We start from the raw sequence: 22,699 nt of genomic DNA, 5'->3' as shown, positions 1-22,699 counted from the left end.
TAAATCCATGATTAGAATAATTAATAAGCAGCGCAAAATTTTAGTTAATGAAACATTAATTAAAAAGACTGTGCATAAAATGCTGGCAGTCCTTGGCTACGAACATTTTGATATTGGGATTTATTTAACAACCAATAACACCATCAGAAAATATAATCGTGAGTTTCGTAAAAAAGATAAACCGACCGATATTTTATCGTTTCCTTTTCATCCAGACTTGGTAGCAGGTAAGCGCATTGTTGTTACCTGCCCAGAAGATGAAAATCTTGGGGACATTATTATTTCGCTTGAATATGTACAAAAAAAAGCACCTGAGTGGGAGCGTTCTTTTGAAGAACACGTAACCGCCTTGCTTGCACACGGCATCGCACATCTTTTAAATTATGATCACATCACTGACAAAGAATATCGCATCATGAGTAAAGTTGAACGTAAACTTTTAAAAACAGTTGAATAATAAATCGTAAGGAAATTTTATGAAAAAAATAAGAGTAATCAACGTTTTTGTATTTATGCTTATGCCTTTTTTTATAGAAGCAAAACAACTCACCAGCCCTGAAATGCAATTTTTGAATATGTCATTGCAAACAATGCCATACGTTGCAGCGCGCATCAAATTGTCTAAACAAAAAAGCAAAGCCATTCTTACGGATCTTAAACAAGAACGCGATGCCTCCAAGGAAAATAAAGAAAACGTAGAAACAAAAAATACCGCACAACCAAGCGCTGAAGAAAAAGCGTTTATTCTTACACGCCTTCAACACATGATTCATCCAATTCAAGAATTCTTTAATGAGGTACGCAATTTTAGCGGGATTGTACTTTCTTTAATTAAAGAAAGTTTCCCAGAAGAAAAAGTTGGAAAACTCTACATTAGCAATTTCTTAAATGGAACCGAAAAAGATATCCTTGTCTACTTCCATCGAGAAATTACCACAAAGAAACAACTTGCTTCCTTGGCAAAAGAATTTACAACACTATTCACAAATATTGAAGACAGTATGTCAAAAGAAGCACAAGAAGCGTATCAACAATTTGTTAAAGATCTCAAATCAAAAAAATCGGTCAACACTCATCCTGGTGCGCCCGCTGCATAAGTAATTATACCAAAATCGATTGATATGAGCATTTTTAGCATAAGAGCTTTTTGAAGTCATAACACTACGCAAAAAGTTTTGTTGATGATCAACAAAGCGCAGTCTTCTCGGAGGGCACATGGTATTAATCAGGTGCCCTATTTTCTTATAAAAATCCTCTTTTTCAAATGAAGTAATATTACTTTTAATCGCTTGATAATAGTTACGGTCATCAATATAACGATAAATAATGCGCTTGAGATCACCAAGGCTCTTAACTTCATCACCAAGCCTGTTGTTGGTAACGAAAGAAATATTAATATTTTCCCAAAACGGATGTACTGTCGTATGATCAATCAGCATAGGCAGCTTCATGTACAAAGCCTCAGTAATAATACTTGGCCCTGGCTTAGTAATTAATAAATCTGACGCAGCCATCAAGTCTGAAACACGATCAGTAAACTCAACAACACGCAAAGATACTTTCTTTGAGCACGATATTTTTTTCAAGCGCGTGCCCAAATATTCATTCTTGCCAACCAACACCATGAGATGAACATCGCGATTTAATTTAGCAATGATACGAGCGTAGCGGTACATCAAATTAGAACCAGCCCCACCCATCACTAACGTTATTACAAACTTATCGTCAGGAATCTCCCAATTCCTTTTTATAGCCGCTATATCCTTGGTTTCAAGAAAATCTTTGCGCACCGGAAAGCCAGACATGGTAATGCGTGTATCAGGAATACCTGCATCTCGCAGCATAGGCCTGGTAAGAGGTGTTTCAAAACCAATGGTCGTCGCAAATTTTTGATGCGTTAAGTCTTTAAGTCCCGGAACCCATGCCGTCAAATCGTTATCCAACGTAATTAATAAAAAAGGAATATTAAGATTTTTTGCCGCATTGCTAGCCGGCAAACTAATAACAGGAATAACTGAAATAAGCATATCAGGTTTTATTTCGGCCAAATAATTAGTCAATAATTTTTCTACTTGATTTGCTTGCCGTCTGGCAGTAGGCAGACCAATATTGCGCAGACAAAAATTAAGCACACGCGTCCATCCAGAACGAAGCATCGAATTGTACGCTTCTTCGCCATCATAATTATTGAAGGTTATTTTTTTTACGATATCAAGAGAAACAAGAACTGTTTCAAAAGGATTAATCGTAATCATTTCATAATCATGCCCAAAAAATTCTTCTAACGATTTTGCAACAGCCATATGCGTATAGCCACCCTTGCTCGTTAAGATAACAATTTTCTTTTTAGCAGAATTTCCCACAATATGAGCATACGCACCATGCTGTACTGACAAAAACATACCAAGCAATAATAATATAAAACGGCACCAATTTTTCATGAATTTTCTCTTGTGTAAAAAACAATAACAACCCATCTGTCGCTCTACCTTATAATCCTATCACAAAAGTGACTAATTGAAAAATGGGAGAGGGGCGTTAAGCACTCTCCATCATTTTCATGGAAAAAGGGGATTTTTATCGATTTTTGAGGTTTTTAAACTTAGCCTGAAAGCTGAAAATTAACCTCTGGCAACGTTGGCGGACACATGGAAAAGACAATTGGCTTTATATTTTGAGCAAAATTATACTGAGAAGATTGCTCAAGTTTTTGCTTGAAACCCTGATAATATTCCTTATCATCCCTCATTTTTTGCAAAATTCCGGGCACATGACGTAAACTTTTTATCACCAAGCCATACCCATTATTTTTAACATATTCCATATTGGGCCGCTCCCAAAATAGGGCGGGCTTAGTGTAGTCCAGTAACATTGGCAACTTCATAGTCAACGCTTCACTAATACTGCCCGGCCCTGGCTTGGTTATCAAAAGATCTGAAACTGCCATCAAATCTGAAACACGTTCGGTAAATGGAATAATCGTTACCGAAACATTTGAAGGAGATTTTTTTTGCATAAACCGTGCTATCTTTGTTTGCAACTTTTTGTTTCTTCCGATACACACCAGCACATGCGAATCAATATCTGCCGAAACAATCTTTTGCACATAATCAAAGGCGGTTGCACCACCGGCACCGCCCATCAAAATCATCGTCGTAAATTTATTATCAGGAATTGCCCACTTTTTGCGAATCGCCTTAACATCTTTTAATTCAAAGAAATCATTGCGAACGGCAAAACCAGTAAGTCTAATTTTTTCATCTGGAATAGCACACTGATGCAAAAATCCACGTGTTTGAGGAATATCAAAGCCAATTGTTATCAAATAATTTGAATGCGAAATATCTTTAAGACCTACTCGCCAATTATGCAGGCCACCATCAACCGTTACGATTAAAAATGGAATATTGAGATTTTTTGCCACATTACTTGCTGGGAAATTAACAAACGGCATCGTTGAAATAAGCATGTCAGGCTTTTCTCGATTAAGATATGCAGCAAGCGCTTTTTCCATTTTTTTGTAATTGAACCGTACAACAAACGGTACAATATTATCACACACAACATTGAACGTCCGTATCCAACCACGCTGCAAAATACCATTATACATATCTTCAGAATTTGCTTTGCCTCGCGTCATTTTTTTTATGATATCAAATTCGTCAAACAACTCTTCGATCGGCGTCACAATTTTGATGTCATAATAATCTTTAAATATATTATTCAGTGCATTGCACGCAGCAACATGGCCATAACCACCCTTGCATTGCAAAAGCACTAATTTCTTTTTTTTAAAAGAATGCAATCCGGTACCCATAACGACAGGAAATAACGTTGTTGTTAAAAAATATCCCAAAAGAATCATCATTTTTTTTATTAACACAAGCTCTCCCTGCATTTTTATTTTATGATTTTAAATCTTCATTATCAGTTAAAGCATGCACAATAACCGGTAATAAAACAAGCAGGCTGAACATAACAAGAGCTATAATAATACGCGGCGACAAAGCATTGTCGACAGCAACAAGCGACCCACTTTGTTCCGCAATAAACGCATATACCAATGAACATGGCAATACGCCAATGGTTGTTGTCCATAAAAAAGTAACCGGCGATAGTGTGGTAAAACCTGCCGCAATATTCACTAGAAAAAATGGAACAAATGGCATGAGTCGCAATGAAAATAAATACCACAAACCATGGTGCTTAACATGGCTATTAAACGAAGCAAGCCGAGATGCATAACGTTTTTGAAAATCATTACCCACAAGATACCGCGTGAGTAAAAAAGATCCAAAAGCTCCCAAAGTTGCTCCCACAGTCATCAACACTGACCCGCCAACCATACCAAATAAAAAACCGCCAACGATACTAAGCGGAAACAAGCCATACAAAGAAAAACTTGCAAGCACGGCATACGCAGCAACATAACCAAAACTTGCAAGTACGTAATTGTAGTCAACAAGTTTTTTTATCTCAAGCATATCAATTGAGGTGTACTCAAAAGGCAGATAATGTATTAACGGACTGCAGCACATACTGACAACCATACTACTCACGATTAAAAGAAATACTATCCATTTCTTATTCATAAAATAACCCTTTCGTCAATTTTTCAAATCATAAAATACCACACCAGCGTATGCCTAGATTTTTTAAGAAAAGGGCCTTTTTTTGATCTCTCAGGTAATTTGTGGTTTAATGAAGACAGACATCAACACTCCTTCTCTTAAAAATACAATGGACCTAAATATGGAATTGTCTTGTGCACTAATCAGTGAATTATTATTTATTATTTTTCTAACCGGCATAGCTTTTGCAGGAGCACGCTTTTTAATGAAATTGTTATCAACATCAAAGCATGTCTGGCAACAATCGTTGGCCGATGCGCTCTGCCTGCCACTCAGATGTTTTATTTTACTTCAAACATTTTTTACCATTTTTTCACTCTTTTTTACTGATCAGTTTTTGATCGGACGGCTCGCACAACTACGCGTAGTCTGTTTAACGGGTGTCTTGGCATGGCTGCTCTTACGCACTAAATATATGTTTGAAAAACTACTAGAGCGCTATTTTACCACCAACAGCGCTGACAAAATCTTTATCACCGCCGCCGACAAAATTATAACGCTTGGCATTATTATGGTCGCCCTCATCATGATTCTAGATGCTTTTGGTATCTCATTAACCGCTCTTTTTGCCTTTGGTGGGATCAGCGGCATTGCTATAAGCTTGGCAGCAAAAGATGTGATAGCCAATTTTTTTGGCGGACTCATGATTTACATTAATCGCCCGTTTGTAATTGGCGACTGGATTCGCTCTTCTAATAAAGGATTTGAAGGCGTCGTTGAAGATATTGGTTGGTACATGACCAGCATCAGAACACGGGACCGCCGACCATTGTACATTCCGAATGCCCTGGTAATTGACGCCATGGTAGAAAACTACGGGAAAATGCACAACAAGCGGCTTAAAACAATAATCGGCATTCACTATGAAGACCTCTGTTTTGTTGAACAGATTGTTACTTCAATAGACACCTTTTTGCACCATCATCACGACGTTGACCAAGCGCAAAAGATTAGCGTTTCTCTTATTAATTTAGCTAACTACGCTCTAGAAATTGAATGCTCTGCTTTTATCAAAACGATGGATCCTGTAGAATTTTCCATCATTAAACAGGACGTCCTTTTAAATATTGCCAAAATCATTCAACATCATGGCGCCCGCATAGCCCTGCCAATCAACATAAACCAGCTCAAGCAAGGAAATTCTTTATAATCATCACGCCAAATTTATTATTTGTTGATTTTTCTATTTGAAAACTTTTATGCTTATTATAGGTAAATATGGGACCTTGCGTAAAGTTTAAAAGTTTCTCACTAAAAAGAATTGGGCGTATTATGAGATTTTTTAGGTTATCATCCATGACTGTAGCTGGCCTTGCTTTGATGTCTGTTTGGTACATAACAGCCCGCGCTAGTGAGCTGAATATCAATAAAAAGGGTGAATTTCTCGACCTTTTAACAAACAACGAATACGTTGTCGTCAAGTTTCATGCAACGTGGTGTGGTGCCTGCAAAGCCATGAAATCAGTGGACGAAAAGATTATCGACAACTTTGGCTCTAAACTAACATTTGTTCATATCGATGTTGATCAAGCCCAAGAACTGCAAAAAGAATACGGCATCCAAGGAATACCAACCTATCTTCTGTTCTTTCGAGGCAACGAAGAAAAGCGACTTGTCGGCTCAATAGACTATGACGTCTTTAAAAATCATGTTGAAAGCTTTATTGGCGACCGATAACTGACTGAGCTTGCTTAAAAAAATTTTTGAGTAAGTCGACATAAGAAGCAAAAAGCTCATCATTGTTGACAAAATCTTGCGTACAATCAAGTACCAAAACGGGAATATTTTTAACATTATCCGCAAGTCCTTCCTTCTTAATCAAGAAGTTTTCGTGCTGATCATGGATTTGGCGTACATATTCAAGGCTTATTCCTTTTTCACTTTCACGCCCTCGCAGACCAATCCGCTCAAAACAAACTTCTGGTGTTGTACGCAAGTAAATAAAACCGTGAGGCGGTAGGCATTTTTTGCTAAACGAATAATCAATCCATTGTGAATAAATCAACCATTCTAGATCTGAAAGAAAGCCATTAAGCTTGCTATTAATCCCAAAACAATAATGCCCGGAATAAATAGAGCGCTCCATCACGCGCAAAGGATTAGCGTTTTCTTGCTCACGCAAGTGGTCTCGAATACGAGCTATCATGGTCATCGTTTCAAGCGTGTATGCCCAACGTTTTGGGTCAGCATAAAAACGCTCAAGAAGGGACTGACCCGAAAAATGCTTATCCCAGCTATCTAATGGTTCTTGAACAACCGTAATTTCTGGACAATGCTGTGCAAATTTGGTTAAAAAGGTTGACTTACCCACGCCAATATTACCTTCTAACAAAAACATGATCATTGCCCTTTTTTTATTAATACAGTTTCTTAAATCTCGGCCCTCAGTATAGACACTAATGGGCAGTCTGTGAATTATTATTGATTATCACCAGCCAAGACATGTTTATTAAAAAACCTATATTTTTAGCTGAAAATCAGCTTTAATGATGCAACCAATGGCACTTTTTTAGAAAAATATGGACAGAGTTTGCTGATTGTCTTTCTTTGGAGTAAACTCTAAAAAGATTGAATATATAAAGACTTTCTCCCCATACGCTCCTTTTTTACTGGATTAATTGTGGCTAAAGAAAAATCAAAGAATATAAAGTCCATTTTATATGGCGCACATCCTATTATTGAGATGCTCAAGGCAAAGCGCCGTAAGCTTTACACACTCTACACACGCAAGCCATTATCAAAATCATGGGACCGGCTCAAACCCTACCTGCCAAAAACTATGCCCAACATTCAATATGTTGAAAAAAATGCTCTCGATGGCATTGCAGAAACAACTGACCACATGGGCATTGTAGCGCTGGTTTCGCCCTACCAATTTATCTCCAAAATGTTTGACCCTAAAAAGAAACCATTCATTTTGTTGCTCGATGGCGTACAAGATGTTGGCAACCTGGGCGCCATTTTACGTTCAGCATACTGCGCCGGCGTTGATGGCATAATTTTGTGCAAATCAAACTCAGCACCCATGACGCCCGCCGTGTTTAAAGCATCGGCCGGGTATGCAGAGCATTTAGACATTTATGTTGCCGCATCAGCTAAAAGCGCGGTACAAGAAATTATTGAAGCTGGCTACAATTTATATATGGCGGTTATTGACGGCAAAGACGCCACCAAGATTGACTTTCAAAGACCAACCTGCTTGGTAATTGGTAACAAGCTTCTGGTATTGATAAAGATATCCGTAAAAAGGGCGAACTTATTACCATTCCACAACGCTCACCAGATATTTCATACAACGCTTCAGTTGCCGCCGGTATATTAATTTTTACCATTGCAACACACTGCCAAAAATCTTAAAACAATCACATAAACTTTGTCTTGAAAAAGAGGGCTGTTTTTCTACAGCCCTCGTAATTTTTATAACAAAATCTCCTATTTTTCACACCAAACTACTCACAATCAAAATACTATTTCAAATGTAAAATATTTATATAGGCTTTGCTACAAAGCAGCCATTAACCCATTTGCATAAATCTGCCAAAATGCGAAACTAAGAGGAGATTGAAAGATGAATCGATTACGGAAAATCACCAAAAGGACACTTTTATGAAATTTTTCAAACTATTCTCTTTTATTTTCTTATGCTTGTTTTCGGACATTGATCCAGAAATCAACCAAGCATCAACTCCGACAACCGTTGCCCAAACTCAAACCCTCACCATCGACAGCATCCAGTGGGGCAAAATTATTGTTAACACAAGCAGCGATAGCCAAGCAAAATTTAAAGATTGTATCTGTACACCACAAGGTGCCAAAGCTTGGGACTGGGGCATTACTGGCATGAGCCACAATCCAGGCATCGGCATTGCCGAAGTTAAAGATTTAGTCGACCAAACCGACGTTTTTGTTCTTTCTCGCGGCGTTGACCTTGTTTTACAAGTGCAGCCAGCCGTTGTGGACTATCTCAAAAAAGCTGGGAAAACAGTTATGGTAGCAAGAACTATTAACAAGCCTGACTATGACATAACCGTTCCTGGTACTGCTGTTTATGAATACAACAAGCTGGTTCAAGAAGGAAAACGTGTTGTAGGGCTTTTCCACTCAACCTGCTAAAAGCAGAAAATTCTCGTTATTTCAAAGGGTCTTGTTGAAAAACAGGGCCCTTTTTTATTAGCATCTTTTCAAATCCATTCATTCAAACTATTGACTTTGCGAGATGCATTGAGTAATTTTACGAGATGCGCTGAGTAATTTTACTCAACGTATTGAGTATTTTTACTCAGCGCATTGAGTAAATTCCTAAATCGAATGGATTTTTATGCAAAAACGCCACATTTTTGAGGTGCTCCTCAAACGAGTCCAAGAGCCACGCCGGTTCATTCAAGTCCTTTTGGGCCCCCGCCAAGTTGGTAAAACAACCCTGGCCATCCAAGTGACCGAGGCACTCAACAAGCCATACCATTTTGTTTCGGCAGACTTGGCGTCTTTACAAGATTTGGCAGCACTTCAACAACAATGGGAAGTTGCACGCACAAAAATAGTCCCGGGCAAAGGCTGTATTTTTATTATCGACGAAGTACAAAAAATTCCTCATTGGTCTGATTTGATAAAATCCTTGTGGGATGCCGATACCCGCAACGGGATCGATTTGTCTGTCATGATCCTTGACTCATCGCCATGGCTTATTCAAAAAGGGCTGACTGAAAGCATGGCAGGGCGCTTTGAAATCACGCCAATCACACACTGGTCATTTGCCGAAATGAATCAAATATTTGGTTGGTCTTTAGAACAATATGCCTATTTTGGCGGCTACCCTGGCGCCGCTCCACTGGCTGATGATCACAACCCATCGCGCTGGATAAATTACATTAATGACTCGCTCATTGAAACAACTATTTCTCGCGACATTCTGTTAATGACGCAAGTAAACAAGCCCATTTTATTGCGCCGCCTTTTTCAGTTGGGCTGCATTTATTCTGGACAAATGCTTTCGTACACCAAAATGCTGGGCCAAGTTCAAGATGCAGGCAATACCACAACATTGGCACATTATTTAGATTTATTCGCGGGAGCAGGGCTTTTATGCGGCTTGCAAAAATTTGCACAACAAGCGGTTAGACAGCGCATGTCCAGCCCAAAATTTGCTGTGTACAATACTGCACTTATGACCGCCCAATCAAACAAGACCTTTAAAGAAGCACAAGAGGACCGCGCGTTTTGGGGAAGACTGATTGAATCTACCATTGGCGCTCATTTGTTAAATAGTATCCGCGGCACCCAAATTGAACTTTTTTATTGGCGCGAGGGCGACAAAGAGGTTGATTTTATATTAAAATATGGCGACAGCCTTACCGCTCTTGAAGTGAAAAGCGGCTCTGAAACCTTTAATAAATCGGGCATAGATCTCTTTGTAAAAGAGTTTAAGCCAACGCGTGTTTTATTGGTCGGGGACCAGGGCATTCCTGTTGAAAAATTTCTTAGGGCGCCCATTACTGATTTTGTATAAACTGCTAGGCAACAATATCGGCCAACAGCATATAAATACCAAAAGTTGTGCTAATTTGTACCTTGGCTACCAAATTAGCACAACTTTTTAATTCAAACCAAAATAACCCTAACTGAAACTATTTGGTGATTATAATATTACGAACGACAACCACCCATTTGCAGTTATTGCCTAAATGAGATACAATAGCTAAGTAATTGAACCGTACTCATATCAACACAATTGGAGTCGTTATGATTTTTTCAAACAAGAAATCTACCATCGTTACAAATTTATTTTTTGCTCTTTTATTTTCTGTTGTCAGTTCTTACAGCCCTTTGGTAGCCACAATCGATCAGGGATCAAGCGACGCATCAATCGAAGCACTACTTGAAAAACTTGCCGATAAAGGAAATTTTTCTGGCAGCGTGCTGGTCATGCGCAACAAAAAACCAGTCTTGCGCAAAGCGTACGGCGTCTCTGATTTAAAAAGAAGCCAAGATGATCATACTGAAATGTCTTTTATCCTTTCGCCAAACACCGCCTTTTTGATTGGCTCGTTAACCAAATCATTCACCGCAAATATTATTTTGCAGCTTGCGCAAGAAGGCAAATTGTCGCTCGACACGCCGGCGTTCTCTTTTGTTATAAATTGCGACGCACAGTATTTTATGGATCCCGCACTGATGTACAAACACACCGGCATAGATTGGTCCACCACCATCGAAGACCTGTTAACGCACACTGACAAAACTTGGGGCAAATTTGAGCACGAAGATTATATGTCAACCAGCAACAGCTTGCTCTCTCGAATTATTGCAATCGTTGATGAATGCTCATATGAGCAAAGCTTGCAAACACGTATTTTTGATAAACTTGGCATGCATCACTCATTTGCATCAGATGATGCCTACTGGCAAGCACGCGCCAATTATTATAAAAATTCCAAACCTGATCAAAAAAATACTTTCCCATTGCTGGCACTCATACCTTGCTCGGGCCAAGCTTATTGGATGGATGAAGGTCAAGATTACTATAGAACCTCACCTCAGACTTCTTATGCGTACGAATCAATCATTTCGACCGTTGATGATTTATATCTTTGGGCGCAAGAGGTCAAGCAACCAACTTTACTTTCGCCAAAATATGATGCAATTTTAAAAACATCATGTGCACATTATGATTGCAACCACGGTAAAAAATATCACGAATCAAACTACTTGCCTGAAAAGTGTTGCCACGACGGCTTGATAGCACACTTTACTTCAAAAAAGACTACCACTCCACAAGATGCTGATGACGAGGTGGTTATGATTTTCTTATCAAACACCGGCACCATTCCACACGTTGTTGAAACAATTTTGGCGGCCGCAGACATTTGTGGCTGCGAAATCGCATTGAAAACCGTCATTGAAGATCCAATGTTTTTGTTTGGTAACATTACGTTAGCGTAAATTATTCTTAAGAAAATTTTAGAGGCCGAGCTGCGTTGAATGCAGCTTGGCCTCTTTTTATTCGATCATTTTTTAATGCGATTTATTCGATCGTTTCACCATTTTGAATCAACTTGTTATTTGTTCTACCAACAAACAACGCAATTGGAATCCACACGGCAATGATTGCCAAAGAAATTACTGAACCGTACGTCAGCAACACCGAAGTTGCTGGGAACATGGCGACAATCGTTGCACCACTCGTTTTTGCAGAGCGGCTACCTTGCACATCAATCCAGCTCTTTGCTTTAAACTTAATGTCCTTGCTCGTCGGAATGTACATCATTTCTTTGCATGGATTATTGAGTGCATAACTCAGCCCTTTGGCCGCCACTACTGCTACCAAAAATGCCCACATACTTGGAAGCGCCCACGTGTAGCACACTAAACATGCCAGCATGGCTGGATACGCAATCAAACAGGCAGCGATGCCAAAGCGACGCATAAAAAAGCTCGCACCAAGCAACGCAAACAACAGCGAGACCGTGTTGGTTGCCATGCCATAAATGCCCAAAAACGATGAGACTTTTTCTATACTGTCAAACGTTGCATACGCTGTAGAATTCATATGAAATTCAAACAAAACCGTTATTACTTCGTATACCGTTGAAACAACCAAAATACCCATCAAATATGGCTTGGTACAAATAAGTCGAAGCCCTTCAATAATGCCCGTTGGTTTTTTATTTTCTTGCGCACCTGAAACCACAAATGCTCGTGGGTGGTGAACGGTAAAAAGTCTAATCATTGGTGAAATCATCAGCATCGACATCGCGGCAATGGCCGTCAGTAATGGTATGCCAAGTGTTGTTGATTGTGTTGCCACCAACGCCGTGCCAAGTATTGAGCCAAATTGCGCACCAAAAACAATGAGCGGATACCCGCGCTTGCCAGATGCTGGGTCCATCGAACTTGCAACAAAAGACCAAAAGAGCGCGATAACAATCGAGCCATAACTTTCTGTCGCAACATAAAAAATCCAACCAAGCGCCTGATTAGCTGCCGATGGCAATACGGAACTACCAATGGAAGAAAGCGTAAACAAATATGAAAATGATAAAAAGAGGGCGCCATAAAAAATAGTAACCAAATAAATCAGATTAGTTTTTTCAAACCAGTCGACCAATTTGTTATAAAAAAGCACCAGCACAAGCAAAGATACCAACGATACCATTTTGGCATATGGCAAATGCTGCGGCGAAACTAAATGCATAAACGATGCATTTTTAATCAAGCGCACCATCCAGTACGCACCAATCATAAAAAGAAAGACAGCAGAAAGAAGTCCAAATTTTTTGAACTCTTCACGAGAAATATCGCCCCACAGGACGCGGCATAGTTTTGAAAACATAAGAAGCTCCTCGAGATAACAACCGGTTATCTCATAAAAATATCAGCGACAATTTTATACTACGGAAGCGCCACCTATCGCTTTTGCAGCGCGGCGGGAAACATCCGTGTTTTAATATGCCCAGATATTAAGGAGAAGAAAGCCAAACTCGCAACATTTCTATAAAATGCCCATTGGCCCCACGGTATTTTCCCGTGTAATGATCATTTCTGCATCATTATGCATACTTTTTCAAGTTAATGATTATTACGTTTTAGTATATTATGCGAAAAAAAATTCTGCAAATTTAACTAAAAAAATGACTATCTTTAAAGAAAAATAGGATAAGTTTTTGAAATAGGCAGTTTTGATCCTTTTTGCTAAACTTGCCAAAATAAACATTTTCAAAAAAAGAGTACTGAGTATGGTTCTGAAGAAAAAATTAACCACGACGTTATTTAGCTTCATAATAAGCATTGCTGCATTTAATAGCATACAAGCTAACGAAATGAACTTACAAAAAGATGCCGATTTGCCATTGCACGCTTCAAACGAGTACGCGGCCCAGGTTCAAGAAATGATTAAACTGGTGCGCGAAGCTGCGCATCAGGAAATCTTACCACGCTGGCAAAACGTAACGATAGAAAACAAAAGCCAAGAACATTCGTTTAAAGATTTGGTTACCGAGGCCGACAAGCAAGCAAGTTTGTATATCCTTAAGCGCATCAGGCCAACAATCCCCGGCTCATATTCTGAAGAACACAAACACGCCGACCGCTTTGATCATGATATCGTGTGGCAAATTGATCCGGTTGACGGCACACAAGAATTTTGTGAAGGATACGAAAACGGCTACACAACACTTGCCGCACTCTTAAAACGTCAAGATGATGGCACCTACGCATCGATAGCCGGCATTATTTATCTGCCAGCAACTGACACGTTGTGGTACACCAACGATTCAACCACCGTTGTTTTTATGCGTAACAGCAACGAGCTCCCACTCCCAACCTACCAACGAAATGAGTTACGCATTTATCAGCGAGCGGTAGACCATCTCAAAGGCATTAATGATTTTGCCGAATATTTGGGCAACCAACTTAATCTTCCAACGCACATCGTTGAATCTGGCGGCGCTGGAGCGGCGGTTGCCGATCTTTTAGAGGGGAAAATTAATCTTTTAATTTTCAATAACGATAGCACTAAAGACTGGGATTGCGGCATGGCGGCACCGCTTGTTAAGGCGCTTGGTGGTTTTATTTGTGATCTTGACGGCAATGATCTTACCTTCAACCGACATGACGAACCAGGCCTTTCGGAACCATACAATTTACGCGGCTTTATTATGTCGATCGTTTTTAAAAAAGAAGAAATTATGCCGCACACCAAACACCTAGTTTTTGACCATCGATTGGTAATGCCAAAGAAATAAATGTCTGAGAAAATTTTAGAGGCCGGGCTGCGCTGAATGCAGCCCGGCCTCTTTTTATTTTTGATCTCTTGCCTCAATTATTTTATATCCAAGCATTTATGACATCCTTTTTCTGCAGCAATAATTATTGAAAGAAAATTAAAAAAAATAAGCACGATTTCTCTTTCTCTTCATAAAAATTTAATCTACAATCCTCGAAATATCTCCATTTCACAACACGAGGAGTTTGTTCAATGCCCCATCAACTTGCAGCTTACGCAATAGTCATCATGCGTAAAGACAATAAAATTTTGCTCTTGCAGCGAAACGAAAGCGCATCGTTTGCACCAAACCATTATTCATTAATTGGCGGCGCACTGGAAAAAGATGAATCATTTCGAGAAGCAGCCGTTCGCGAAGTATTTGAAGAAATTGGCATAAAAATTAAAGTAGATGATCTTAAATTTGTTCACACCTTTCAGCGCAGAAAAGTTGCTCACGAACTCGTTGTCTGCGTTTTTGAATGCACAACCTGGCAGGGCGAACCGTACAACAAAGAACTCAAAAAGCATACCGCTCTGGCATGGTTTAGCGAAGAGGCCTTACCAAAAAAAATGATTCCCGCACATCGCAACGCTTTAACGCTCATTAAACAACACCTATTTTATTCTGAACATCAAGACCCCTCATAACCAAAGCGAGTATCATGAAAACATTTGCACAATCACTAAGTACTACAAGTTTTGTTTTCTTTCTCACTATAAATTCCTGTTTTGGCGCCGCACAACTTATAAAAAAACCTAATCCACCATTTGCCGATCTTGCTCTAACAATTGAATGCTACCATCATATTTCTAAACTAACCGATCAATCAATTTTTTTTAAAGCAATCAATAAAGGCAAAGTGCATCACGTAAAAAAATATCTTGAACAACACTATCCTATCGCCATGCAAGATAAACTTGGTAAGACACCCTTGCACATTGCCACAGCTCGTGGTGACATAAAAATGACCAATTTTTTATTGAAAAACAATGCTCCAATTGAAACACAAGATTGTGAAGGCAAGACTCCGCTCTTTGAAACCGTTAAACATACCGAAACCACCATTGCTCTTTTATTGCTCGAAAATGGCGCTAATCAAAAACAACAAGATATGTATGGCTCAACAGTACTTCATTACGCTGTTATTGCCGGCAATGAAAAACTAGTAAAATTTTTAATGACTCTCGATGTCGATATTTTACAACAAGACGATCAAGGCAATTCATCACTTGATTATTCAGTAATGAGTAATTTTCCAGAAATTACCAATCTTCTCAAAATTGGGCTTGCAACACAAGCACGAGCGAAAAGACTAATGCGAGACCACATCAATAGCCCCTGTTTTGAAGAAATTTTCAGACCACGCAGCCCTGTAATACCACTCAGCTTTCACAAGCATCATCGACAAGGAAGCCTTCCGGACACGGCGAGTGCATAAGCACAGCAGCTCCCTGCGGATTTATTTCTTACATCACACAAACTTTTATCATGCAAAAATAGCTCCAGATGGAGCTATTTTTATTTTTTTTAAAGATTGTTGAAAAAAAAAAGAATCATTTTTTATAATGATGGTGATTCGTAAAAAGTCCGCGTCCGTAAAACAAGGAGTCTCCATGAAGCACCGCTCTTTCCGCACACTCGTCGTGTTGGGCATGGTTGCATCGAGCTTGAGCGCTCGGCATTGCAACCTCGATCAAACGATGCAGTTCAATGTCGGATCAACATTCTGTCATGTTCAGTCAGATTTTGGCGATATGCCAACCACGCTTGGATATCAAGCCGGTATTCATACCGATTTGACCTATTCCAAAGAAGAAAGTTTTTACGCACAACTTCAGTTTGATGGCAGCTGGAACGCTGGCTACATCGCTGGACCACTCGCACAAAAAAGCAAAGTTGGCGACTACCGCCCAGAAGGTTTAATCGGTTACAACTTTGTCAGCTCTTGCGGCAAAATGGTTTTCACACCATTAATCGGTTTTGGTTATCATCATTTTTCTAACGAATTGTCACCAGACATCATAACCTACAACTACCACCATCTTTACATCCCAGTTGGTTTTGATTTTGCTTATCCAATCCGTAATTGCAATTTTGAAATTGGCGCGCGCGTAGTTGCACGTCTCGGCGTTGCAGCATGGTTAGATTTAGAAACACCATTAATTAACCTTGGCAATGACGACGACGATAATGACCTTGATCTTGAATGGTCATATGGCGTTCGCGTTGAAGTGCCACTCACTTGGCACAAAACCACCGGCAACGACATCAATTGGCAAGTCAAAGTTGTTCCGTATTTTGATTGGAACCATTTTGGCGAAACTGAAGACACCGGCATATTTAACTTGCCAATCGGCGTGCCAGAAGTTGACCGTTGGCAGCTTGGCCTTCACGTAGATTTCGGCATGCGATTCTAAATAAAACGAAAATTGAAGAAACGAGGCAATTATTATGAATAAAAAAATTATCCTGACACTGACGGTTCTCTGCTCGTACGGGCTTGTACACGCAGATCCGTTTACCGTTGTCCGCCGCGCCAACCGCCGGTTTAATGCAGAACTCGTGCGCAATGGCACCGCTGACCGTTGTGTGCGACAAGACCTTGCGGCACAACCAACCAATGGCGATGAACAGCTTTATGAAGACTTGCGTGGAAATTTTGGTAAGGGCTTGAAACAAATAACTAATGATACTGACTCAAGCTTGGTTGACCCAGAAGCTTATAACTCATTATTGTTTGCACTTGCAACTGGAAACTCAAGTGATTTTGATAAAATTCAAATGCACCTTACCCCTGCTCAACGTAAACTCGTTACCCCGCAAGCAGGGCTAGATTTCAACCTAGCTGGTCCAGACAGCTGGATTCATTCAATCATAGCACCGCCAGCCATTGCATCAGCAGAAAAAGCTGGTGAAATGGTCGAAATGTATGAAATAGCTTTGTTGCGCGATTTTAATTTAAGTTATACAGCTCCCATCTCATTCACCGCTCAAAATGCAATTAATGCCTTAAATGCTTTATCAGATTTCAAAGGACCAAAAGAAGGCGGAGTAGTTACTCCTCAAACACTTTTCAGATCAAATATTCCTGGCGCAACAACTGGTAATTATATTTCACAATTTTTATTACAAAATGTTTCTTTTTCAGATACCTCATTTCTTCAACAATATATGGTTCAAGCAAAGAACATTAACTATTTAACAACGCGCACTGGCTGGGTTGATAGTCAAAAAGGAATAAATGTTACTGCCGTTGCCCCATCCGTAGGACCTCGCTATATCATCACACCTCGAGACCTTGCTAGTTTTGTTCATAACGATGCAGGACAACTTCCTTATATTTTTGCATTGTTAATTCTTCTTAGTTGGGCAGATACTGACCCAATGAATGTTTTTGATGCTAACAACCCATATCTTGGCACCAATTCACAACAAGCATTTGCAGAATTTTATACCAAGCAACTCATTAGTTTGATTGGCATGGCTTGCGATATGGCAATCCGCGCAGCATGGTATCAAAAATGGTTTGTACATAGAACCATTCGTCCAGAATATTTTGCATGGCTTGTTGATAGAGCAAAAACAGGAACTCCTGGCTTTACCGGAATATTGCATAATGATGTTCTCAATTCAGCAGTTACCGCTGCAAATCCAGCGGGAGGCAGTATAAATACCTTCAATACTAATGCTGGTGAAGACAACTGGCTCCTTCCTCAAGCATATGTTGAAGGTTGCCCACTACATCCAACCTATCCAGCTGGACATGCAACAACTGCAGGCGCTTCAGTTACTATTCTCAAGGCATTTTTCAATGAAGATCATCCATTTCCTCAAACTGCGGTTACTTGCCAGGCTATGCAGCCAAATGATGATGGCTCTGCACTCACACCATATGCAGGCGATCCTATTACCATCGGCGGCGAACTCAACAAGCTAGCAGCAAATATTGCTTATGGCCGTAACTTTGCCGGCATTCACTACCGCTCAGATGCTGAAGAATCTATGCGTCTTGGTGAAAAAATTGCCATCTCACTCTTGGAAGATTGGGCATACACCATGAACATTGATTTCAAAGGCTTCTCATTAACCAAATTCGATGGTACCAAAATAACCGTTGGCACCAAGAAAGTTATGGCAGGCTTGCCTCGCTAACACATCGTTCTGATTTTAAAAGAGGGCTCCGATCGGGGCCCTCTTTTCATGCCTTGCTTTGGCACAAAAAAGCGGCTATAATCCATCGCACTTAAATATCATGTTAACTTTAAGCACACAACAAGCACGACGATTGTCCTTCATGAAAAAAGAATGCTCTTTCTTGTTCGCGCTCTTAGGAATTTTGCTGATTGGTGGGGGAGCTACTGCTCAGGCACAACCACACACCATGAACGAAATTAAAGCCGCTCAGGCATTGGTCATGCTTAGCCAACAATCATTGTTTTTTTATCATAATCTCAACAGAAGTTTTATGGACAACTTCGTCAGCCAAGACCCATCAAAAATTACAGAAACTCTTAGGCAAGCTCCTCGTTTGATTACTATTCGAGATACAAAGGGAAACACTCTGCTGCACCGCGCTATCAAGCTCAATACACACCCAAGAGTCAAACAAGTTTTGCTCGAATGCTTCGCTAACTCATATCTCATAAATGAAGAAAGCATATTTTTGGCAAAAACACACTTTCTTGCCTTACCCAATAAAAAAGGAAAAACCGCCCTTCATGCCGCGATAATTAAGGGCTCAGAGGATATTGTTTATGAGCTTTTAATGCACGGCGCCAATCCAAATGCCGCAACCTACGAAAGAGGTTCTTTCTCTTATCTCACGCCACTTCACACCGCCATCATATTCGACCGCATAGAAATTCTTAACCTGTTATTACAGCATCCCTCAACAGATATTTATGCTCATGCTTGTATGAATGAATCAGTAATTTCTGCTTTTAGCCTTGCATCGATATATGATCGTCCCTACTGCCTTGCCCTACTCAAAAACTATTTTAATAAAAACAATAATTAAATCGATAACTAAAAAAGAGGGCCTTCAGTCTGAGAGCCCTCTTTTTATTTGTTTAAAAAACTATTTTTATTGAAGCCTGGTGCCATTTGGTACAGCATGCCCAACCGTGCTCATGCGCAGCACATCGTCAGCATCTTTAGCAAACAACATCATGCCGTGAGATTCCAGTCCCATCATTTTACGCGGCGCCAAGTTGGTAACAAAAATACCTTGCTTACCAACTAAATCTTCTGGCGTGAAATCTTTTTTGATACCTGAAAGGACTTGTCGCATACCAAGCTGCCCAAAATTAACCTGCAACTTATACAATTTGTCTGAGCCTTCAATGGCCTCACACTGCTCAATAGTACCAACGCACAATTCAACTTTTGCAAAATCATCAATCGTAATCACGTTCTGTTCCTGTTTTTTTTCTTCTTGAGTATTTGTCGTTGCTGGTACTTCAACCGATGGCTCAGGGCGCACAAAAAGCGGCTCTGATGTCATGGTCAACACAAATGATTTGTTCCATTTATTTTCACGCAAATCTTGTTCGTAATCTTTGCCAAGTTCAAGCGTATGCCCAAGCGAGGCTAACAGCGCTTCCATTTTGGCAGGCATAATCGGCCACAGCATAATGCCGATCGCACGCAAACAATGGCAGGTAGCAGCAATAACTTCGTCAAATAATTCACGATTCGTTTGCGCTAAGGCCCATGGTTGCTGTTCGTGAAAAAATGCATTTACCAAAGAAATAAATTTCCAAAGTTCAGCCAACGCAACGTGGTACAGGCCTTTGTTCATTTCTTCCCAATAAAAGCGGTAGGTCTCGGCGCAATGCTCACGCAAAATCAGCGAGCGCTTTTCCCACGCACTGGTATGGCACGTACCATCTTCAGTCATTGGCGGGGTTACTTTATCAAGACCATGCTTTAATGCCAGCGATAACGTGCGATTAAGCAGATTGCCCAAATTGTTTGCTAAGTCTGCAGTAATATGTTCTTCAAGATCTTTCAAACTAAAGCTACCGTCTTGCGTGATAGCCATTTGCCGAATCAAATAATAACGCACTTGATCAACACCATAACGCTCAGCTAACGATAATGGATCTACCGCGTTGCCAAGTGATTTAGACATCTTTTGACTGTCAATCAAAATGTAACCGTGCACAAGCAAACGCTTTGGTAGCGCTAAGCCAGCAGCCATCAAAAAAGCTGGCCAATAAACGGCATGAAAACGCACAATATCTTTTGCTAGCAGCTGCACTTCTGCCGGCCACCAAAAGTTAAAATTTTCACGCGCTTGTGCAGAATCATTTCCATACCCAAGTCCACTGATGTAGTTCACGAGCGCATCGCCCCACACATAAACGGTATGCGCTGGATCCCCGGAAATGGAATACCCCACGAAACGGTCTTGCGCGAAATACTTAAATCTTTTAAGCCCGACTTAACAAACGAAATCACTTCGTTGATGCGATCTTTGGGCGTAATAAAGTTAGGATTATTTTCATAGAAATTGAGCAACTGCTCTTCGTACGCCGAAAGCCTGAAAAAATAACTTTCTTCAGAAACTTCTCGCATCGTACGAACACATGAAGGACAAATATAAAGACCTTGAGCATCTTTTGGCGACTCATTATCAATTGTCACAAATGTTTCGCATGGCACACAATACCAACCGGTATAGGCCGATTTATAAATATCGCCTTGATCGATAAGTTTATTAATAAACGCTGTTACTGCTTGCACATGTTCAGCGTCGATGGTGCGAATAAATTTGTCATAGCCAATATTGTAATGCTGCCACACTTTTTTAAATTCAGGCACAATTGCATCAACAAATGCTTTTGGTTGCTTGCCAGCTTCAAGCGCTTTTTCTTGAATTTTTTGGCCATGCTCGTCTGTTCCTGTTAAGAAAAAAACCTTTTGACCAAGCAACTTGTGCCAGCGTGCAGCCGCGTCTGCCAACAAGGTTGAATAGAGCGTTCCTAAGTGCGGCTTGGCATTAACATAATAAATAGGAGTTGTTATATAAAATTTATTTTTGTTCATGACTTTCTTTCTTCTGCTTGGTAGCGTGGCTCATTAAAAGTATCGAGCCTTGCAAGGATAGAGCCCCAGCGTACACGCTTGGTCCAAAACGTTACCGGATGTTTTACTAAATCTAACAGCCATAACGGCTCTTCACTATCTATCGAATACATCACAAAGCTGGCGCGACCATGAATTAATCGTTGGTCAAGCAAGCCCCAATAACGGCTATCCCGACTATTTTTGCGGTTGTCGCCCATCACCCAGCACATGCCAGGCGGTACTGTTATCGGTCCAAATTTGTCGATATTGTAAATAGATTCTTGATGCATTGTTTTTTTCATAACATAAGTCGGTGTAAATGGCTGGCTCAACATAAGCTCACGAGATGCTACATCACGCACCACATCACGTTCTTTGAGATGATAAAAAGGTTGCTGATCAAAAGAAGCACGAGGATCGTACGAATAGTAGGTTGTTTTATGTGACGCGCATAATGCTGCGGGCATTTTAAGGCCTAAAACTTTGTGCTGTTTAAAAAGACCGGTTCTTTTTTCAACTTTAACTAACGGATACCGATTTACGTAAGGCTCTTCAAGTAAGGCGCCATTTAAATAAAGCACCGTACGACCATTTTCAATCCGACCTTCAACCGTATCGCCCGGCACGGCAATAACACGCTTAACCCAATTGTCCGCCCCGCCAGAAAGCCCAAGGGCTGGAATACCAATGCCCACATAGCGCTGCCACCACAAAGCGAAACAATTTTTTTTGTCATATTCAAATTCTGGATTATCAAAAATAACCAAATCGCCATGTTTAATTTTGTCTAAATAGTAGGCCATTTTGTTGCCCCAAATTCGATGGCCAACCAAAATGTTAGGCTCTGCAGAACCGCTTGGCACATGATAAAGCCCAAAGATAAAGCTCCGCAAAACTACCGCAACAACAAAAGCAAGTGTGATGGAATTAACCCATTGCCGCCACTCAGGCAACGTGAGATTGTACAACTCACCATAAACTGAACGCAAATCGCGCAATTTATTTTTGAGTACCATTTCTTCAGCTTGACCTTCAGCTGTTGGTAGCAAGCCCATATTAATTTCGGTCACATAATTTTCAGCATCGCGCAAAAGCTGCTCTGCCTCATCAGCTTTTTTTACTGAACCGGACGCACGCCATCGACCAATACGCTTTAAGAAAAATTTCTTACGTCGCTCAAATTGAGCACGCGTTTTTTCAAATGAACGGCTTATTTCGCTCATACCACCTACC

Annotated in this window: 22 protein-coding genes; 14 read left to right on the top strand and 8 right to left on the bottom strand. The window is 40.2% G+C overall.

The genetic code is table 11. The features are described from left to right. The first annotated feature begins 7 nt into the window (after positions 1–7). Positions 8–457, top strand: a complete 450-nt coding sequence (gene ybeY, locus IPF37_04050; GenBank protein ID QQR48709.1) for an rRNA maturation RNase YbeY — start codon at positions 8–10, stop codon at positions 455–457. Between the two features lie 19 nt (positions 458–476). Further along, positions 477–1,097 (top strand): hypothetical protein, encoded by a 621-nt coding sequence (locus IPF37_04045; GenBank protein ID QQR48708.1) that lies wholly within the window; start codon positions 477–479, stop codon positions 1,095–1,097. Here the strand turns inward: IPF37_04045 and IPF37_04040 are convergent. The 3 genes from IPF37_04040 to IPF37_04030 form a co-directional block, all read right to left on the bottom strand. After that, positions 1,053–2,441, bottom strand: a complete 1,389-nt coding sequence (locus IPF37_04040) for a hypothetical protein (GenBank protein QQR48707.1) — start codon at positions 2,439–2,441, stop codon at positions 1,053–1,055. The two genes, IPF37_04045 and IPF37_04040, sit on opposite strands and share 45 nt — an antisense overlap. A 161-nt stretch (positions 2,442–2,602) precedes the next feature. Then, entirely contained in the window at positions 2,603–3,883 is a 1,281-nt protein-coding gene (locus IPF37_04035) for a hypothetical protein (GenBank protein ID QQR48706.1), read from the bottom strand. A gap of 22 nt (positions 3,884–3,905) precedes the next feature. Continuing rightward, positions 3,906–4,592, bottom strand: coding sequence for a TVP38/TMEM64 family protein (locus tag IPF37_04030; GenBank protein ID QQR48705.1), 687 nt, complete (start codon positions 4,590–4,592; stop codon positions 3,906–3,908). A 148-nt stretch (positions 4,593–4,740) separates the two neighbouring features. On the opposite strand from IPF37_04030, the gene IPF37_04025 reads away from it, so the two are divergent. Together IPF37_04025 and IPF37_04020 are read left to right on the top strand one after the other, a co-directional pair. Next, a complete protein-coding gene (locus IPF37_04025; GenBank protein QQR48704.1) occupies positions 4,741–5,781 on the top strand; it encodes a mechanosensitive ion channel family protein in 1,041 nt (346 codons plus the stop codon). A 146-nt stretch (positions 5,782–5,927) separates the two neighbouring features. After that, a complete protein-coding gene (locus IPF37_04020) occupies positions 5,928–6,308 on the top strand; it encodes a thioredoxin family protein (GenBank protein ID QQR48703.1) in 381 nt (126 codons plus the stop codon). On the opposite strand, the gene IPF37_04015 is transcribed toward IPF37_04020, so the two are convergent. Then, a complete protein-coding gene (locus IPF37_04015) occupies positions 6,292–6,969 on the bottom strand; it encodes a deoxynucleoside kinase (protein QQR48702.1) in 678 nt (225 codons plus the stop codon). The genes IPF37_04020 and IPF37_04015 overlap by 17 nt on opposite strands. 282 nt (positions 6,970–7,251) lie before the next feature. Here IPF37_04015 and IPF37_04010 point away from each other — a divergent pair, with 282 nt between their 5' ends. The 4 genes from IPF37_04010 (at position 7,252) to IPF37_03995 (ending at position 11,570) form a co-directional block, all read left to right on the top strand. After that, positions 7,252–7,953 (top strand): RNA methyltransferase, encoded by a 702-nt coding sequence (locus IPF37_04010; protein ID QQR48701.1) that lies wholly within the window; start codon positions 7,252–7,254, stop codon positions 7,951–7,953. A 284-nt stretch (positions 7,954–8,237) separates the two neighbouring features. After that, positions 8,238–8,744, top strand: coding sequence for a hypothetical protein (locus tag IPF37_04005; GenBank protein ID QQR48700.1), 507 nt, complete (start codon positions 8,238–8,240; stop codon positions 8,742–8,744). A gap of 205 nt (positions 8,745–8,949) precedes the next feature. Then, positions 8,950–10,137 carry an ATP-binding protein gene (locus tag IPF37_04000; protein ID QQR48699.1) on the top strand — a complete coding sequence of 396 codons (1,188 nt, stop codon included), beginning with the start codon at positions 8,950–8,952 and terminating at the stop codon, positions 10,135–10,137. 233 nt (positions 10,138–10,370) lie between these two features. Continuing rightward, positions 10,371–11,570: a beta-lactamase family protein gene (locus IPF37_03995; GenBank protein QQR48698.1), complete on the top strand. Its 1,200-nt coding sequence runs from the start codon at positions 10,371–10,373 to the stop codon at positions 11,568–11,570. Between the two features lie 82 nt (positions 11,571–11,652). Here the strand turns inward: IPF37_03995 and IPF37_03990 are convergent, their stop codons facing one another. Then, complete coding sequence (locus IPF37_03990; protein QQR48697.1) at positions 11,653–12,960, bottom strand: hypothetical protein; 1,308 nt, start codon at positions 12,958–12,960, stop codon at positions 11,653–11,655. A gap of 403 nt (positions 12,961–13,363) precedes the next feature. Here IPF37_03990 and IPF37_03985 point away from each other — a divergent pair, with 403 nt between their 5' ends. From IPF37_03985 to IPF37_03960, 6 genes are all read left to right on the top strand, one after another. Then, positions 13,364–14,371, top strand: coding sequence for a hypothetical protein (locus IPF37_03985; protein QQR48696.1), 1,008 nt, complete (start codon positions 13,364–13,366; stop codon positions 14,369–14,371). A gap of 233 nt (positions 14,372–14,604) precedes the next feature. Beyond that, positions 14,605–15,042: an NUDIX domain-containing protein gene (locus tag IPF37_03980; protein ID QQR48695.1), complete on the top strand. Its 438-nt coding sequence runs from the start codon at positions 14,605–14,607 to the stop codon at positions 15,040–15,042. Between the two features lie 14 nt (positions 15,043–15,056). After that, complete coding sequence (locus IPF37_03975) at positions 15,057–15,833, top strand: ankyrin repeat domain-containing protein (protein QQR48694.1); 777 nt, start codon at positions 15,057–15,059, stop codon at positions 15,831–15,833. Between the two features lie 175 nt (positions 15,834–16,008). Continuing rightward, the gene (locus IPF37_03970; protein QQR48693.1) at positions 16,009–16,812 is read left to right on the top strand and encodes a hypothetical protein; all 804 of its coding nucleotides are present in this window, start codon (positions 16,009–16,011) and stop codon (positions 16,810–16,812) included. A 34-nt stretch (positions 16,813–16,846) separates the two neighbouring features. Continuing rightward, positions 16,847–18,547, top strand: a complete 1,701-nt coding sequence (locus IPF37_03965) for a vanadium-dependent haloperoxidase (protein QQR48692.1) — start codon at positions 16,847–16,849, stop codon at positions 18,545–18,547. A 142-nt stretch (positions 18,548–18,689) separates the two neighbouring features. Next, on the top strand, positions 18,690–19,412 hold the full coding sequence (locus IPF37_03960; protein QQR48691.1) for an ankyrin repeat domain-containing protein: 723 nt from the start codon (positions 18,690–18,692) through the stop codon (positions 19,410–19,412). 66 nt (positions 19,413–19,478) lie between these two features. On the opposite strand, the gene metG is transcribed toward IPF37_03960, so the two are convergent. Genes metG through lepB form a run of 3 tightly spaced genes read right to left on the bottom strand, consistent with a single transcriptional unit; the run spans position 19,479 to position 22,689 of the window. Continuing rightward, positions 19,479–20,798, bottom strand: a complete 1,320-nt coding sequence (metG, locus tag IPF37_03955) for a methionine--tRNA ligase subunit beta (protein QQR48690.1) — start codon at positions 20,796–20,798, stop codon at positions 19,479–19,481. Continuing rightward, positions 20,735–21,445, bottom strand: a complete 711-nt coding sequence (locus IPF37_03950) for a class I tRNA ligase family protein (protein QQR48689.1) — start codon at positions 21,443–21,445, stop codon at positions 20,735–20,737. Before IPF37_03950 ends, metG begins: the two co-directional genes overlap by 64 nt. After that, on the bottom strand, positions 21,442–22,689 hold the full coding sequence (gene lepB / locus IPF37_03945) for a signal peptidase I (GenBank protein QQR48688.1): 1,248 nt from the start codon (positions 22,687–22,689) through the stop codon (positions 21,442–21,444). Before lepB ends, IPF37_03950 begins: the two co-directional genes overlap by 4 nt. Between the last annotated feature and the right edge of the window lie 10 nt (positions 22,690–22,699).

The sequence above is a fragment of the bacterium genome (assembly GCA_016699045.1).
Classification (GTDB): Bacteria; Babelota; Babeliae; order Babelales; family RVW-14; genus AaIE-18.
This window is presented reverse-complemented; position numbering and strand designations above follow the sequence as displayed.

Coding starts and splice junctions, on each gene's coding strand:
- ybeY (QQR48709.1), top strand. CDS start 8: ATGATTAGAATAATTAATAAGCAGCGCAAAATTTTAGTTAATGAAACA.
- IPF37_04045 (QQR48708.1), top strand. CDS start 477: ATGAAAAAAATAAGAGTAATCAACGTTTTTGTATTTATGCTTATGCCT.
- IPF37_04040 (QQR48707.1), bottom strand. CDS start 2,441: ATGAAAAATTGGTGCCGTTTTATATTATTATTGCTTGGTATGTTTTTG.
- IPF37_04030 (QQR48705.1), bottom strand. CDS start 4,592: ATGAATAAGAAATGGATAGTATTTCTTTTAATCGTGAGTAGTATGGTT.
- IPF37_04025 (QQR48704.1), top strand. CDS start 4,741: ATGGACCTAAATATGGAATTGTCTTGTGCACTAATCAGTGAATTATTA.
- IPF37_04020 (QQR48703.1), top strand. CDS start 5,928: ATGACTGTAGCTGGCCTTGCTTTGATGTCTGTTTGGTACATAACAGCC.
- IPF37_04015 (QQR48702.1), bottom strand. CDS start 6,969: ATGTTTTTGTTAGAAGGTAATATTGGCGTGGGTAAGTCAACCTTTTTA.
- IPF37_04005 (QQR48700.1), top strand. CDS start 8,238: ATGAAATTTTTCAAACTATTCTCTTTTATTTTCTTATGCTTGTTTTCG.
- IPF37_04000 (QQR48699.1), top strand. CDS start 8,950: ATGCAAAAACGCCACATTTTTGAGGTGCTCCTCAAACGAGTCCAAGAG.
- IPF37_03995 (QQR48698.1), top strand. CDS start 10,371: ATGATTTTTTCAAACAAGAAATCTACCATCGTTACAAATTTATTTTTT.
- IPF37_03990 (QQR48697.1), bottom strand. CDS start 12,960: ATGTTTTCAAAACTATGCCGCGTCCTGTGGGGCGATATTTCTCGTGAA.
- IPF37_03985 (QQR48696.1), top strand. CDS start 13,364: ATGGTTCTGAAGAAAAAATTAACCACGACGTTATTTAGCTTCATAATA.
- IPF37_03980 (QQR48695.1), top strand. CDS start 14,605: ATGCCCCATCAACTTGCAGCTTACGCAATAGTCATCATGCGTAAAGAC.
- IPF37_03975 (QQR48694.1), top strand. CDS start 15,057: ATGAAAACATTTGCACAATCACTAAGTACTACAAGTTTTGTTTTCTTT.
- IPF37_03970 (QQR48693.1), top strand. CDS start 16,009: ATGAAGCACCGCTCTTTCCGCACACTCGTCGTGTTGGGCATGGTTGCA.
- IPF37_03965 (QQR48692.1), top strand. CDS start 16,847: ATGAATAAAAAAATTATCCTGACACTGACGGTTCTCTGCTCGTACGGG.
- IPF37_03960 (QQR48691.1), top strand. CDS start 18,690: ATGAAAAAAGAATGCTCTTTCTTGTTCGCGCTCTTAGGAATTTTGCTG.
- IPF37_03950 (QQR48689.1), bottom strand. CDS start 21,445: ATGAACAAAAATAAATTTTATATAACAACTCCTATTTATTATGTTAAT.
- lepB (QQR48688.1), bottom strand. CDS start 22,689: ATGAGCGAAATAAGCCGTTCATTTGAAAAAACGCGTGCTCAATTTGAG.